Raw genomic sequence first — 15317 nt, 5'->3', positions numbered from 1 at the left:
CGCGAGCCTCGCCCGATCAACCCTTGAGGACAAGACAGGCATGTACGACTTCGGCCCCTTCGAGTTCGAGTCGAAGCAGGATTTTTTCGACAAGGCAATGCGTTTCTGGAACCCCGACAAGACCAGGTTCTGGCAGAAGGCCGGGATCGATCTAGTGATCGGCAGGCGAGAGGGCTATTTCCTCTACGACATGACGGGGCGGCGCCTGATCGACCTGCACCTCAATGGCGGCACCTACAATCTCGGTCACCGCAATCCGGAGCTGGTCGAGACGCTGAAGAGCGCGCTCGACTATTTCGACATCGGCAACCACTGGTTCCCTTCCGTGGCGCGAACGGCGCTGGCGGAATCCCTCGTCAATGTCTCGCCGGGAATGAAATACGCGATCTTCGCGCCGGGCGGCGCGGAGGCGGTGGACATCGCCATCAAGAGCGCCCGCTATGCCACCAAGCGGCGCAAGATCGTGTCGATCATCAAGGGCTATCACGGGCATTCGGGGCTCGCCGTGGCGACCGGCGACGATCGCTTCACCAAGATCTTTCTCTCCGACCAGCCGGAGACGTTCATCCAGGTTCCCTTCAACGATATCGACGCCATGGAACGGGTGCTCAAGGGCGAAGACGTCGCGGCGCTGATCATGGAGACAATCCCCGCCACTTACGGCTTCCCGATGCCGAAGGATGGCTATCTCACCGCCTGCAAGGCGCTGTGCGAAAAGCATGGCGCGATGTACATCGCCGACGAGGTCCAGACCGGCCTGATGCGCACCGGCAGCATGTGGGGCTGGCAGGCCTACGGCGTCCAGCCGGACATTATGGTGACGGCAAAGGGCCTGTCCGGCGGCCTCTATCCGATCAGCGCGGCGCTGGTGAACGACAGAGCCGGCGGCTGGCTCAACGAGGATGGGGCAGCCCACATTTCGACGACCGGCGGGGCCGAACTCGGCTGTGTCGTCGGCCACAAGGTCATCGAGATGCTGCAGCGGCCCGAACTGGTGGCCAATGTCGGCACAGTAACCGAGTTCATGGCGCAGGCCATGCGCGAGATGCAGGTTCGTCACGGCGATATCTTCACCGGGGTACGCCAGAAAGGCGTGATCCTCGGGCTGGAATTCAGCAATCATCCGGAAGGCGCCGTCTTCGTGTCGCGTGCGCTCTACGAGCAGGGCGTCTGGGCGATCTTCTCGTCGCTCGACAAGCGGGTGCTGCAATGGAAGCCCGGCGTTCTTCTGGACCGCGAGACCTGCCGGGACATCATGGATCGCTTCGATGCGGCAATGCCGCGCGCGCGGGCGTTGCTGCATCAGGCAGGCAAGGCGAGTTGACATGGTCCAACCCTCGTTGAAATTGTCAGGCGTCCAGTGCGAACGGCCGGCTGGGCTTGCCGGGATCGCGCGGGTTCCGGCAGGGGGCAGGTGTGCAGGGATAGGGCAGGACGGACAGTGATGGATTTCGACGCGCTCACCCACGACCAGCAACTCGGGATCCTGCAGGAAACGGCGGAGGCGGCCACAGCCAACTACGATCTGCCGGCGGACGTTTCCGTCGAGATGATCAACCTGTCGGAGAACGCGACCTACAAGATTGCGGCCCGCGACGGCCGGCGCTGGGCGCTCCGCATCCATCGCGACGGCTACCATTCAAGGACGGCCATTCAATCTGAACTGGCCTGGCTGACCGATCTGCGCCAGACCGGGATCGTCCCGACGCCCATGCCGGTGGCGGGCAAGGACGGCGAACAGATCCAGCGTGTCGGCCATGCCAGACTGGCGCAGCCACGCAATGTCGTGCTGTCGCACTGGGAGAACGGTTCGGAGCCGGGCATAGGCGAGGCGCTTGGCGAACCTTTCGAACTGCTGGGCGAGGTGACGGCCCGCATGCACATCCACACCCGGCAGTGGAAGCGCCCTTCCTGGTTCAGCCGCCCTGTATGGGATTTCGAAACAAGCCTCGGCGAGGAGAGGCCGCATTGGGGACGCTGGCGTGACGGCATCGGCGTCGATGCCGCGAAAGCCAGGCTTTTTGGCCGCACCGCGGAGCTGATCGGCCGCCGGCTCGCCGCCTTCGGCAAGGGCCATGACCGCTTCGGCCTCATCCATTGCGATCTGCGGCTCGCCAACCTTCTGATCGACGGCAAGACGGTGAAGGTCATCGACTTCGACGACTGCGGCTTCGGCTGGTATATGTACGACGCGGCGACGCCCATCTCTTTCTACGAGCACGAGCCACAGGCAGCCGATCTCATCCGGTCATGGACGACCGGCTATCGCCGTGTGCTTGACCTGCCCAGGGCGGACGAAGACGAGATCCCGACCTTCGTGATGCTGCGCCGTCTGCTCCTGGTCGCGTGGATCGGCTCGCACGCCGAGACAGACCTCGCCAAGTCGATGGGCCTTCCCTATACCGAGGGAACGGTCGGGCTGTGCGAGGCCTATCTGAGCAAGTTTTGAACCACCCTATGCCAGTGCCTCCAGGCTCTCCGGCAGGATCTGGCCGCCATCGACAATGATTGTCTGTCCCGTCACGTAGCCGGCTTCCTTCGACGCAAAGTAGAGCGCGGCGTAGCCGATGTCCTCCACGCTTCCGAGCCGCTTGAGGGGGATCGAGGCGGCCATGGTCTTCTGGTAGTCCCCGCCCAGGCCGACAAGGCCCTCGGTCACGATGTTGCCGGGCATGACGGCGTTGACGGTGATGCCGTATCTTGCCAGTTCGATGCAGGCCGTTCGCATGAAGCCGAGCTGTCCCGCCTTGGTGGCGCCGTAGTGCGACCAGCCGGGAAAACCGGTGATCGGGCCGGTGATCGACGACGTCAGCACGATGCGGCCCTGGTCGGATGCCTTGAGATAGGGAACCGCCGCCTTGACCGCGTGGAAGGTGCCTTTGAGGTTGGTGTCGACAACCTCGTCCCATTGCTGTGAGGTCATGTCCTCGAGCCGTGCCTGCGGGAAGATGCCGGCATTGGCGCACAAAACGTCGATACTGCCGTTTCTCGCGGCTGCCGCGGCAAGCGCGCTCTCGATGCTGGCGAGCGAGGTAACGTCGCCAACCACGCCAAAGGCGCCATGGCCGATCTCGGCGGCCGCGGCTTCGGCCTGGTCGACATGGCGCGCAATGATGGCGACCTTGGCACCCGAGAGTGCGAACACCCGCGCTATGCCCTTGCCGATGCCTTTCGACCCGCCGGTAACGACGACGGATCGACCCCTCAGAGACTGGGTCATGACTTGAAGCTCCAAAATGAGACGGGGACAGAGTGATGCTCCGTCCCCGTTGACGCTGGAAATCCAGGGCGAGGAATGCCCTAGCCCTCGTTCACCATGTGACCGATGTTCTCATACGCCTTGGGGTTGGCCGACTTCAGCACGAAGCCCCAGATCAGGCCGACGATAAGGATCGCAAGCCCGACATAGGGGATGCTCCTGGCAAAGCCATTGGTGCCGCCCAGAGTCGCCAGATTGGCGACCAGCGTGTAGACGAGCACCAACTGCACAACGAGCGAGATCAACGGCGCGATGACAGTCGTCAGCATGCTGCCGCCGCCGTTCTTCTTGAACCACATGTAGATGGCCAGCGAGACAACCGCCTGCAGCACCAAAAGCAGTCCGGTGCCAAGCACGGCAAACAGCGTATAGACGCCAAGCCAGGCCTGTCCCGACGGATCGTCGAAGCCGTAGGCCAGACCGTAGAGCAGCACCCATACCGCCGCCAGCACCGACTGCAGCGCCGAGGCCTTGTGCGGGCTCTTGTGGTGGTCATGCGTCTCGGCGATCGCCTGCGGCAGGACGCCTTCGCGCGCCAGCGAATACAGATAGCGGGAAGCGGTGTTGTGGAAAGCCATGCCGCAGGCGAAGGAACTGGTCAGGATGAGCAGCGACATCAACTGGTAGCCCCAGCCACCGACAAAACTCTGAATGGGTGTCAGGAAGAAGTTCACGCCGTCGGAGAAGGCCTTGGCTACCATGTCGGCCTCGGTCGGATAGGCCGCCACCGCGCACCAGCTGACGAAGGTGTAGAACAGGCCAAGGCCGATGACCGAAATCAGCAGCGATTGCGGAATGATGCGCTTCGGATCGCGGGATTCCTCGGCATAGTTCGGCGCCATCTCGAAGCCGACCCACGACCAGAACGCCATGAAGATGCCGACCGCCGCCGCGCCCGCCGGTATGGCCACGGTTCCGACTGTCTGCTCGGCGACAGGCGTGAACACCTTGAACACATTGAGCGAATCGCCGGAAAAATTCGTCCCGCCATGGGCAAAGATCACGCCCAGCGAAAAGATCACCAGCATGATCACTTCCAGAATGAGGGCTATGCCGAGCAGCCGTGCCGACACTTTCACATCGCGGTAGGCGAGGGCCGCGATGACCACGATCATGGCGAGCGCGAGCACGATCCACGGCACGTTGATGCCGAAATGCTGCGAAAGCCACAGATTGCCGAAAAAGGCGAACAGCCCGGTGAGGGAAGCCTCGAACAGCGAGTAGCAGGCGAGCGAGCCGATGCCCGCCGACATGCCGACCTCGCGGCCGAGCCCCTGGCTGATGAAGGAGTAGAAGCCGCCGACGGACGATACGCGCGATGCCATCGCGGCATAGCCGATCGAGAAGATGGTCAGCACGATCGTCGCCATCAGGAAGGCGGCAGGGGTATATTTGCCGATGCCGTAGCCCGCCGCGAACGGGACATTGCCCAGCATCGCCGACATTGGCGCCGCGCCGGTGACGGCCAGGAAGAGCACTCCGGCGAGCCCAACGGCCTTCGAGTGCAAAAGGTTGATGCTGTTACTCTTCGAGACGTCGATCGTCCCGCGTGCAGTTTCTATGGCCATGAAGCCCTCTCCATTCGTGACAGCTGTATGCAGTTCCCCGCACAGGGCGGCCGATGTGTCCCAGCCTGCTCGTGCCGCCATGACAGTACGGACGCAGCGTCACTTTGCCAAGGCCATGATTTTGCATAGCTCGCCGCTCGACATCACGTGGCAATAGATCATGTTGATGATTTCGAGCTCCTTGCGGTGAAGCTCCTCGGTCGCCGCCGCGCAGCAATCCTCGATCACGATGACGGCATAGCTCTCATCCGCCAGGCTGCGCACCGTCGAGGACACGCATTGGTCCGTGAAGATACCGCAGCAGATGACATTCCGGATGCCGAGATTGTGAAGGATCAGGCGCAGATTCGTTCCCGTCAGCGCGGAATCGGTGGTCTTGGTCACCACGATCTCGTCGCCGGCCGGCTGAAGCTCGGCAACCAGCTGCGACGGTGCGTCGTTCTTCGGCAGCAGCAAATTGTTCCAGCCCGGCATTTTCTGAGAGAGCGAGCGATCACGCCCGTCCTTGGTGTGGCAGGCGATGCGGGCAAAAAGGCATTCGATGCCGTTTTGCCGTGCCAACGCCAGCAGTCGTCCCGTGTTCGGTATGACCGTGCCGTGCATACGCTCGTGAAACGGCGTCCACAGATCGTAGCGATGCTGTTCCTGCGGCGAAAGCGATGCGCGATCCGGCCGTTCCAGGTAGGTGTTCTGAACGTCGATGACCAGGATGGCGGTTTGCGCCGGCACCAGCACCGGATCATCCGGCTCGGGCGCGCCGAGATAGTAGAGCGAACGGAATCCGGTTTTCCAGCTCATGCGGTCCTTTCAGAAGCGGAACGTGAAGAGGCCTCGCGCCGCGTAGGTCTCGGCGGCTTCCTCGATGAAACGGGCGATGCGTTCGGCCTGGTAGGTATCGCGCATCGTGGCAGCGGCCTGGAGCAATTCTTCCTTGGCTTTGGCGCGGCCGGGGCGCAGCAGTTCATAGACCTGCATGATGAAATCCTGCGGCACCTCGACAAGCTCCGCCCCACGCTCGAAGTTGAGTGCCAGTGTCGGCCGTCCGACATCGCGCGCCACATCGGCCTGTGCCTGCAGCGCTTGCGGGGTGATGCGAAGGTCTTCCATCGTCACGTCGCCCGCGAGCACCGAATCCAGCGTTATCTCGGCAAGCGATTTGCCGCGCTTGCCCGTCACGGCGCCGGGCTGTGTTTCGGCGAGCGGATAGTCGGCGCGCGTGTGGGTCACGATTTCACCCCCGTCAGGGTGACGTCGACCTCTTCGGGAGCCGCGCCGGCCTCCGTCAGCCCGGTTTCGATGGCGTAGATGAGGGCGACGCGGGCGTGGTAGCGAGACCCCATGGCCTCGCCCCGCTGCGGCACGACGACGGGCTCCGGCATTTCGCCCAGCGCATAGGCCGCCGCATTGGCACCCAGCGCGCGATAGTGCTCGAGCCTGGTGATCGGCGCATTGGAAAACAGTTCCAGATTGTTGTGCGGCTGGCGATCGCGCTGGTGGATGACGGCCGTGCCCTTGGCCTGGATGCCGATGCCGATGCCGCTGCCGGCCATCCGGGCGGCGGACAGGCCGAGGAAGGAGGTATCGGCCGTATGGCGAAAGCGGACGACGCGCGCCTTGAGTCCGCGTGCGTGGATCGCATCCAGCATGGCGCCGAGCACTTCGGAGAGCCGATGTCCGGCCGTCGTCCGATAAAGCTTCAGCCCGAAGGCCGGGCTGATGCCGATGACCACATCGTCCTTCGCCGATCCATTGGCCGCCGGCCCAAGGTTGCGATAGCGGATGTGCCTTGCCTCGTCCTTCTCGTGCAGGGCTTCCGAGCGCAGCACCTCCTTCTGGTCCAGCACATCGCGGATGTCATTGAGCTGCAGGCGCCGTTCTTCAGACACGCGGTAGCCGGAACCGGGGCCGAGATAGTCGTTTGGATCGTTGACCGCACTGACGATCCGCCCATTGCGGATCATCGCCGATGTCTGGAGATAGTCACCGGAAAGGCGCAGCTTGACCACGTCGAGGAGGTTCTCCGCCTCTTCGCGGAACCCACGCTTGGCCAGCGCTTTGACCACGTCGATCACGGTGATGCCGCGCTCCTTGATGGCTTCGCTGATAAAGCTGACGTCGCGCGGCATCAGGCTGCGCGTATCGTCGGAACCGGAAGCGTAGACCACGCTGCTCTTCATGTCCTCGGTCGGTGAGGAAAGGTCGAGTTCCTCGAACACGGCGGCGATCGCTTCCACCGCCCTCTCGCGCAGCTCGATCGCGCGCGACTCGGGCAGCGGCGTCAATCCGCCATCGGCCTCGAAATCGCGCTGCAGCACAAGATAATCTTCCAGTTCCTCGCCGTTGATCAGCGACGGGTTGAACGAATTGTCGTATTTCAGGATCGATCCCATGCCGGAGCAGATCAGATCCGAGCCGGCAATCAGGTAGGGAAGGATCTTGGCGCCGACGCGAATTTCCGATTCGGTCGAGCGCGCGTCATTGCCCGAGGCGCATTCGAGATCGAGCCAGACGGCGATGAGGTTCTCGGCCATCAGTTCGCGAACGCCGCCGGGTATGGTGGCGGTCAAGGGCGCTCCGTCGATACCGCCGTTTTGCGTGCCTTGCACACCCATGCCGCGCTGCAGGCAGAGGCAGCGCGCTTCCAGGTAGAGCAGCGATTTGGCTTCATGGAAGCCCATCAGCAACTCGGAGCCGGCACCCGACGTACAGCGCATCTTGACGCCGCGCGAGGCGTAGGCGGCGGCCAGGAATGCCTTGGACCACGGCGTGTCGTCGCCATCGGTGAACGACTTTTCAGTGCCGTAGACGGAAACGGTTTCGGCGTAGGAGGTAAAGCCGGCCATGGCGATGCGCAGCTCTTCGGCTTCCTCGCTGGAGCATTGGAACAGCGTTCCCCAGCGTCCGACCGCGCCGCCTACCGCGCACGCCACTGCGTTGGACCAGGCGTTGCGCGACACGCGCATCGTTGTCTCGATCTCGTCGAAGCCGAAGGCGACGGCGGTCGCGGCATCGGCGGCGAGCTGCAGCGGATCGTCCTTGGCGTTGGTGACGTGCGCCTGGTTGCCCGGCGTCTTGCGGGCCCGCATCTTCGAGTAGGCGAAGGCGATCTCCAGCGCGTTGAGCTGCGACACCACTTCGGCGAGTTTGGCGGGTGTCATGCCATGGGCGAGCCGCACCAGCGTTTCGCGCGGCACGTTCATGTCGACCAGCCAGCGTGCGACGGTCGCCGAATCCAGCGACATCGCTTCCGGTGCCACCTCCGGATCGATGTGATGGCGGGCGATGAAGCGGTCGATCATGTCGTAGTCGTGTTCGACCACCCCATCGAGGGATACGACGCGCCCGTCCCTGATGCCGATGCCGGGTTGGGGATCGGCCGGACTGGAGAAAGCGGAGAAGCCGTTGGCGGGGTCTTCCGCCGCAAACTTGTCCAGCCGCAACGGCCGCTCGTCCCAGTCTGCGAAGCGCTTCCAGCGGTTCAGTTTCGGCGTCATGCGTGCGATCCTCGACCCAGCCGAAAGACTAGAGAAAGCTTACCCGCCACACAATGACCCTGGATCGACCGCCGGCCAAGGGGGCGCACGCCGCAGGCTCAAAATACCCGAAGCTGCTCGCCATCCTGTCGATCTTCGCAGCAGAGGCGCTCGAAATCCACCGACGGCAGAGGCTGCCGGTGCCACAGGTCATACGGCATTTATTTCGTTTTGCTGGAGCATTGCGCGAGGTGTTTCGGCATCGAATTCGGCCGCCAAAGATCAGGTTTGGCCGGGCACGTCTGAAGCCGCACGTCTCACCGGCCCGACCGCTCCGCTGCGGTGAGCAACGAGGTAAACATGTGCGCGTAGTTCTCCGCCTGCACGCCCCAATCCCACTCCCGGATCGTCTCGATCATGCGGGCGGCCATCCGCGACCGGAGCGATGGCGTGTCCCGCAACAGGGCGAGCTTGTTCGCAAGCCCTTCCGCGGTTCCATCGAAGAACAGCCCGTTGTCGCCATCCCGGATCAGCTCGGGCATGTTTCCCACACGGGTCGTCACCACGGGGACACCGCACGCCGCCGCCTCCAGGCAAGGATTGGGTGTGCCTTCGCTGCGACTGGCGCAGACATAAACGTCGAGATCCCGGTAGAAGTCGAGCATTTCGTCATGGTTGCGCCAGTGCTGCTCCCGAATCGCAGTCTGCAGTCGCACGCCCGGCACGGCAGCGACCGCGGGCTCGATGACGTCGTGGAAGCCGCGATGTGCCGGACCATGGTTGCCGAGACTTCCCGCCCATCCGACGCGGAGCTCGCCAGAATAGGGTTGCGGCTCTGGCCGGGGGCAAAAGAATGTCGTGTCGACTCCATTGGGCGTGTAGTGGACCGGAATACGCAGTAGAGGAGCGTATTCGCGCTCGAGCTGCCGATTGTTGACGAAGACGGCGCGCGCCAACCGCTGCAGGATAGCGAGCCCGGGCTCGCGGAATTCGCCCTCCATCTCCCTGTGGCTGCAGATCCCGATGAGCAGCCTGTCAGAGCGCCGGGCGAGGACCGATTCCGGCAGAGGCAGCTTCGCGATCTGGAACCAATAGAAGATGAGCACGACATCCGCGGCGTTCACGTCGGACTCAGTCACATCATGCTGAAATCGTTCGACGATCTCGAACTTCCTTGCCAGCACGCGCCGGAGATTCTGGGTCTTTCTATCGATCGCCCAGCCGGGTCGGTCCGCGATCGCCAGGATGCGGGGGAGGTGTCCATCGCTCACGAGGCGTACCGCTCAAGCCAATGCGCCAACCATGGATTGGCCTCGTCCAGATCATCGTCCGTCGCGGTGGTGCGCACCTGGGTAGTGTCCGGCAGTTGGATATCGCCTGGTCGCAAGCGGGGTCGCCATCCGTGCCAACCACGACCATTGACCTCCTCGCTCAGGAACCGGCGGCCACCATACTTGCGCGCGGCGTGCTCCGCGCTCAGGAACAGATAATGCTTCATGCGAAAACGCTCGGGGGAGAGCCTCACCGGCTCCCCGAAGCGCACGCGATGGCCCCCTGACCACGCAATCTCCATGGGGCCGTCCTGTTTCTTGTACGCACGGACGCAGTGTGGGGAGAACGGCCGGAACGGGTAGTAGGTGCGCAGCGTGTCTTGATAATTGGGATTGTCGTGGTCGGGGGCTTCCCTGGTGGGAATGAACGTGAACTCGGAAGACTCGATCGCATTGAAGCCAAGTGCGTCGGCTGCCGCAATGGCGGAGACCAACGATGAGTACGAAGTCGGCGGAAGATGGATCTCGTCAGCGTCAAGATGCATGAACCAGTCAGCCTCAAGCGACTGAAATAGTTCCTCTTTGCGACGAAGGAGCTGTTCCCAGCAATACCAGCCGTTGTGCGGGATGCTTTCGAATCCTATCAACCCTGCCCCGCGGTAGCGCTGGGCAATCTCCAGCGTTCGGTCCGTCGACTGATTGTCGCAAATGTAGACCTGTACGCCTTGACGAAAGAGATTCTCGAGACATCCGGCGACGAACCGTTCCTCGTTGCGTGTTGTAAGGACTGCGACGACTCGCGGGGATTTCCGGTCACGCGCGGCATGCGCAATGTTGGTGTTGAGTTCGACCAAGTTCCTCAATCCTTCGTTGTGTGCTTCCGGATGCTGGCCGGTCAACTGGCGCAATTACTGAACTTGGCCGAAATGACAAGTCTAAAGACTCAGACCCGCCATGCCAACGCGCCGTCACCCGAAGTGCAACCGCTCACAGCGGTTCCCGTCGCGATCGCGAGTCTCGGGAATATGCGTATTCGGAAAACAGGCCAGACGGCCGCTTGTGCCGTCGTTTCCGTGAAACGGTGAATTGCTCTAGCGACCCCAGATGACGGCATTCTCGTGCCGTTTTATGATGTGCTTCAGATTCTCGAAGGCGGTCGTGACGTGGCCGGCGAAGCGCTCCGCCGCCGGAGAGCGCGGCCCGCCAACCCGGCGCAGGATGCCCAGTGAGCGGCTAGGCTGCGGGATTTCGTAGGGGAGCACCGTCACCCGGTTCTCCTTGCGCTGCGCGAAGACCACGGAAAATGGCAGCACGGCCAGTGCATCTGTTTCGGCGAGGAAGTTGATCACGCTCATCAGCGAGCCGCCCGAATAGCGCACGTTGAGGTCCGACATGCCGATGCTCATCAGGATCATCTGCAGGTCCGACATCAGCGGAGAGCCGGGCAGGGGCGCCACCCAGGGAAAGCTGGTCAGGTCATGCGCCCTGAGGCGGCGATTGCGCAGCAGCGGATGGTCTGGCCGGCAAGCCACGACATTGCGTCCGGGCAGGATCTCGGTGAATTCGAAGCCGGGTCCGAGGTCGAGCACGCCGATCGGCACGATCCCGAGGTCGATCTGGTTGCTCTCCAGTGCCGCGACCATCTCGGGCAGGTTCATATAGCTTTGCTGGACGGTGACCTCAGGCTCGAGCTTCTGGAATTCGCCGATCATCCGGCTGATCATGGCATCCATGAAGAAAGGCACGCCGCCGACGCGGACGACACCCTTGGTGCCTTTCATGAAGCCTTGCACCGCATCCGACGCCTTGCGCGAGGCCGTGATGATCGTGCGCCCTTGCGCCGCCAGCTGGAAACCGAGCGGTGTCGGCTGCAGCGGCCGGCGGCCCTTGAGGAAGAGGGGCTCGCCGACCCGCGCCTCCAGCATGGCCAGCGATCGGCTGACCGCGGGCTGGGTCAGGCCCAGCATGGCGGCTCCTTCCGACACGCCGCCTGCATCCAGCACCGCGGCGAGCTGCATCAGGTGGCGCTCGTTCAGCTTCATAGCAAAATGCTATACAAGGGGCGCGACATCTCATCAAGCATCGCGTCGGGCCGTGTTATCCCGTTTGGCAAGGGGAAGGGAGGCCCCGGCGAAATGGACGGCCAGCACGACCCCCAGAGGGATGAATTTCCCAAGGCGATCTCGACGCAGGCCGAAGAATTCGCGCGGCGCCTGGCGGCGATGGGCCAGTCCCGCCTGGCGGCGGCGGCGCAGGCGGCCGTGGATGGGTTGCACGCGCTGATCGTGGAGTTGCGGCCTTCCGGCGAGGAATTCCGGCTGGCGATCGACTTTCTGACCGAGGTCGGCCATTACGCCGATGCGCGGCGCCAGGAATGGGTGCTGTTCGCCGATGTGCTGGGCGTGTCCTCGCTGATCGAGGATCAAAACAGCCCGCGTCCCGCCGGGGCGACCCCCAACACCCTGGCCGGACCTTTCTACCGGGCCGATGTGCCGGAAATGCCGCTCGGCGGGAACATTTCGCGCGACCACAAGGGCGAGCCGCTGGAGGTTACGGGGCGGATCGTGGCGCTCGGCGGCGCGGGGATCGGCGATGCTATGGTCGAGATCTGGCAGGCCAATGCCGAGGGCCTGTACGAGAACCAGGAACCGGACAGACAACCGGAATTCAACCTGCGCGGACGCTTCCGTGCCGATCCGCAGGGGCGGTTCCGCTTCATGACGGTCAAGCCGAAGGGCTACACGCTGCCGGCGGACGGCCCTGTCGGTCAATTGATGTCCGCGCTCGGTCTTGGCCTCGAGCGGCCGGCACACATCCATTTTCGCGTTTCGGCACAGGGCTTCGAAACGCTGACGACCCACATCTTCGACCGGTCGGACCCCGCGATCGGCCGGGATGCCATTTTCGGGGTCAAACCCGAACTCATGGCCGAGTTCCGCGCGCTGCCGCCCCATGGAGGAAAGCGGAAGCACGCACTCGACCTCAATCTCGTGCTCTGCCCGCAGCGGCCGGGCGAAACCGAAACCTCTGGGAGGAGATGACCGATGGCCCGTGTCAGCGGCTACCACCATCTGACGCTGTCGACTGATGGCGCTCAGGAAGATTTTGATTTCTATACCAAGGCACTCGGCCTGCATTCGGTGAAGCGCACCGTCCTGTTCGACGGCGTCATCCCGGTCTATCACCTCTATTACGGCTCGCCCGACGGCGATGCTTCGACGATCATCACCACTTTCCCGTTCCGCAAGCCGGGCGTCTATGGCCGCCGCGGCACCAACCAGTCGCGCACCATCATGCAATCCATCCCAAAGGGGGCGGCGGATTTCTGGGTGGACCGGCTGAACGCGCGCGGCATCAAGGCCACCAAGATCACACGCTTTGGCGCCGACCGCGTGGCTTTGGCGCATCCCTGCGGCATCCCGCATGAGCTGGTGGAAAGCGACAGCGATCCGCGCGCGCCCATCACCAACGAGGCGCAGGGCATCGGCAAGGCCCACGGCATCAAGGGCATCTACGGCGCCGTCGTGGCGGTGATGGATCGCACCGCGATGGACGATTTCCTGACCGTCGCATTGCCGCTGGAGAAGGAGGCGGACAATCACGAGGGGCTGGTGTTCCGCGTGCCGGACGCCACCGGCGTCAATCAGCGGGTCGAGGTGATCGTCGATCGCGACAGCGCGCAAGGCACCTGGACGCTGGCGGGCGGGACGATCCACCACCTCGCCCTCAACACGGGCGACGAAGAGAACCAGTTGAAGTTGCGCGCTCATATCGAGGGCCTCGGCTTCACCGATATCTCGGAGCAGAAGGACCGCAATTACTTCAAGTCCTGCTATGTCCGCTCGCCCGGCGGCGCGCTGTTCGAACTTGCCTGGACCACGCCGGAAGGCTGGGCCAAGGACGAACCCCCGGGCCAGATCGGCAAGACGCTGGTCTTCCCGCCATGGTTCAAGGACCGCGAGGGCGAATTGCAGGCCGGGCTGGAACAGGCGGATTTCGCGTGAGCTCAGGCAGCGGTCCACTCCGGCTCGGGCCAAAGGGCGCGCAAGCGAAGGCGATCTGCGTCTTCGTCCACGGCCGCGGCCAATCGCCGGAGGAGATGCAGTCGCATGTGCTGTCGCGGCTTTCCGCGCCGGCCGTGGCATTCATCCTGCCGCGCGCGCCGCTCGGCACATGGTGGGAGGCGCGCGCCGTCGACCCGTTGACGCCGGTCGCCCGCGCGCACCTTTCCGACGCGCTCGACCATTTGGCGGCCGCTGTGGTGGCGGCGCGGGCGGAATTGCCCGGACTGCCGCTGCTTCTGGCGGGCTTCTCGCAAGGAGCATGCCTGTCGATCGAATATCTCTGCGCCGGGCTGCCGCCGCCGGACGCGCTTGCCGCCTTCACGGGCTGCCGCGTCGGTGTGCCGGCGGACGGGCGCTCCGAAGCCGTGCCGGCCGGCGTGCCGGTCTATCTTTCCGGTAGCGATTCCGATCCCTGGATTCCGGTCTCGGCCTTCGCCGATACGGCGCAGTCGCTAGGCCGCAGTGGCGCGAGCCTGCGGGCCGATCTGTTCCCCGGCCGGAGCCACGAGGTTTCGGACGCCGAGATTGCAATGCTGGGCACCATCATCGCCGACCTGGAGGCCGGCCGGGGTGCGCGCATGGGAGCGGCGCGATGATGGACAGTTTCACCTTTCCCGGGCTGACGACGCGGGTGATCTTCGGTGCCGGCACGATGGCCCGCGCCGAGGAGGAGGTGCGGCGGCTCGGCCATGACAAGGCGCTGGTGCTGTCGACGCCACATCAGAAGGCCGATGCGGACAAGCTGGCTCAAAGCCTTGGCGGCCTCGCCGCCGGGGTCTTTGCCGGCGCGGTCATGCATACCCCCGTCGAGGTCACGGAAAATGCCGTCGACGCCTTCCGCGCCAGCGGCGCCACGGCGGTGGTCAGCCTCGGCGGCGGCTCGACCACAGGGCTCGGCAAGGCCATCGCCGTGCGCACCGGCGCCGATCAGGTGGTGATCCCGACCACCTATGCCGGCTCGGAAATGACCGACATCCTCGGCGAGACGGCGGCCGGCGAAAAGACCACACGCCGCTCGCCGGACATCCGTCCCGAGACGGTGATCTACGACGTCGATCTGACACTGAGCCTCCCGGTTGGCCTCACCGTCACTTCGGCGATGAATGCGATCGCCCACGCCATGGAGGCCTTCTACGCCCCCGACCGCAATCCGGTGATCGTGCTGATGTGCAGGGATGCCATGGCTGCGTTCCGGGACGGCATTCCGCGGCTGATCGACAATCCGCAGGACCGCGCGGCGCGGACGCAGGCGCTGTACGCGGCCTGGTGCTGCTCGACCGCGCTCGGCTATGTCTCGATGGCGCTGCATCACAAGCTGGCGCATGTCTTCGGCGGCTCGTTCGACACGCCGCATGCCGAAACCCACGCCATCCTGCTGCCCTACACGACCGCCTTCAACGAAGCGGCGGTGCCAGATCTGCTGCGGCCGATGGCCGAAGCCTTCGGTGGTGGCTCGGCGGGCGGCGGGCTCTGGGATTTCGCACGCTCCGTCGGCTCTCCGCTGAGCCTGAAGGAGATCGGCATCAGGCAAGCCGATCTCGACCGCGCGGCGGCGATCGCGGTGAGGAACGCCTATGCGAATCCGAGGCCAATCGACTTGGGGTCGATAAGGGAACTCCTCCAGGCGGCGTTTGAGGGACGCCGTCCAGGGGGCTGACAAGAGGCAAGAGGGAGGAAGAGCA

Annotated in this window: 14 protein-coding genes; 6 read left to right on the top strand and 8 right to left on the bottom strand. The window is 64.1% G+C overall.

What is annotated here, in order from left to right; all coding sequences use genetic code 11:
* The first annotated feature begins 40 nt into the window (after nucleotides 1-40).
* Together FJV80_RS13485 and FJV80_RS13480 are read left to right on the top strand one after the other, a co-directional pair.
* Nucleotides 41-1324: an aspartate aminotransferase family protein gene (locus FJV80_RS13485; RefSeq protein ID WP_142876622.1), complete on the top strand. Its 1284-nt coding sequence runs from the start codon at nucleotides 41-43 to the stop codon at nucleotides 1322-1324.
* Nucleotides 1325-1444: 120 nt separating this feature from the next.
* Complete coding sequence (locus FJV80_RS13480) at nucleotides 1445-2449, top strand: phosphotransferase enzyme family protein (protein ID WP_246688958.1); 1005 nt, start codon at nucleotides 1445-1447, stop codon at nucleotides 2447-2449.
* Between the two features lie 6 nt (nucleotides 2450-2455).
* Here the strand turns inward: FJV80_RS13480 and fabG are convergent, their stop codons facing one another.
* From fabG to FJV80_RS13440, 8 genes are all read right to left on the bottom strand, one after another.
* Complete coding sequence (gene fabG, locus FJV80_RS13475) at nucleotides 2456-3220, bottom strand: 3-oxoacyl-ACP reductase FabG (protein ID WP_095775007.1); 765 nt, start codon at nucleotides 3218-3220, stop codon at nucleotides 2456-2458.
* Nucleotides 3221-3300: 80 nt separating this feature from the next.
* Nucleotides 3301-4827 (bottom strand): APC family permease, encoded by a 1527-nt coding sequence (locus FJV80_RS13470; protein WP_095775006.1) that lies wholly within the window; start codon nucleotides 4825-4827, stop codon nucleotides 3301-3303.
* A 99-nt stretch (nucleotides 4828-4926) separates the two neighbouring features.
* Complete coding sequence (locus FJV80_RS13465; RefSeq protein WP_142876620.1) at nucleotides 4927-5625, bottom strand: cysteine hydrolase family protein; 699 nt, start codon at nucleotides 5623-5625, stop codon at nucleotides 4927-4929.
* 9 nt (nucleotides 5626-5634) lie between these two features.
* A complete protein-coding gene (locus tag FJV80_RS13460; protein ID WP_095789843.1) occupies nucleotides 5635-6054 on the bottom strand; it encodes a diol dehydratase small subunit in 420 nt (139 codons plus the stop codon).
* A complete protein-coding gene (locus FJV80_RS13455; protein WP_142876619.1) occupies nucleotides 6051-8321 on the bottom strand; it encodes a propanediol/glycerol family dehydratase large subunit in 2271 nt (756 codons plus the stop codon). Before FJV80_RS13455 ends, FJV80_RS13460 begins: the two co-directional genes overlap by 4 nt.
* A 296-nt stretch (nucleotides 8322-8617) precedes the next feature.
* The gene (locus FJV80_RS13450) at nucleotides 8618-9571 is read right to left on the bottom strand and encodes a glycosyltransferase family 4 protein (RefSeq protein ID WP_095789845.1); all 954 of its coding nucleotides are present in this window, start codon (nucleotides 9569-9571) and stop codon (nucleotides 8618-8620) included.
* Nucleotides 9568-10425, bottom strand: a complete 858-nt coding sequence (locus tag FJV80_RS13445) for a glycosyltransferase family 2 protein (RefSeq protein WP_245318272.1) — start codon at nucleotides 10423-10425, stop codon at nucleotides 9568-9570. The genes FJV80_RS13450 and FJV80_RS13445 overlap by 4 nt, the downstream gene beginning before the upstream one ends.
* A gap of 237 nt (nucleotides 10426-10662) precedes the next feature.
* Nucleotides 10663-11613, bottom strand: coding sequence for a LysR family transcriptional regulator (locus FJV80_RS13440; protein ID WP_019859771.1), 951 nt, complete (start codon nucleotides 11611-11613; stop codon nucleotides 10663-10665).
* Between the two features lie 93 nt (nucleotides 11614-11706).
* Between FJV80_RS13440 and FJV80_RS13435 the strand changes: the two genes are divergently transcribed.
* From FJV80_RS13435 to FJV80_RS13420, 4 genes are read left to right on the top strand one after another with little or no spacing between them, the layout of a single operon-like run.
* Complete coding sequence (locus FJV80_RS13435; protein WP_142876618.1) at nucleotides 11707-12612, top strand: dioxygenase; 906 nt, start codon at nucleotides 11707-11709, stop codon at nucleotides 12610-12612.
* A gap of 3 nt (nucleotides 12613-12615) precedes the next feature.
* Entirely contained in the window at nucleotides 12616-13575 is a 960-nt protein-coding gene (locus FJV80_RS13430) for a VOC family protein (protein ID WP_142876617.1), read from the top strand.
* Nucleotides 13572-14231, top strand: a complete 660-nt coding sequence (locus FJV80_RS13425) for a phospholipase (RefSeq protein ID WP_142876616.1) — start codon at nucleotides 13572-13574, stop codon at nucleotides 14229-14231. The genes FJV80_RS13430 and FJV80_RS13425 overlap by 4 nt, the downstream gene beginning before the upstream one ends.
* Complete coding sequence (locus tag FJV80_RS13420) at nucleotides 14231-15292, top strand: maleylacetate reductase (protein ID WP_246688966.1); 1062 nt, start codon at nucleotides 14231-14233, stop codon at nucleotides 15290-15292. The genes FJV80_RS13425 and FJV80_RS13420 overlap by 1 nt, the downstream gene beginning before the upstream one ends.
* Nucleotides 15293-15317: the final 25 nt, after the last annotated feature.

This window comes from Mesorhizobium sp. WSM4310 (genome assembly GCF_007003935.1).
In the GTDB taxonomy this organism is placed as follows: domain Bacteria; phylum Pseudomonadota; class Alphaproteobacteria; order Rhizobiales; family Rhizobiaceae; genus Mesorhizobium.
This window is presented reverse-complemented; position numbering and strand designations above follow the sequence as displayed.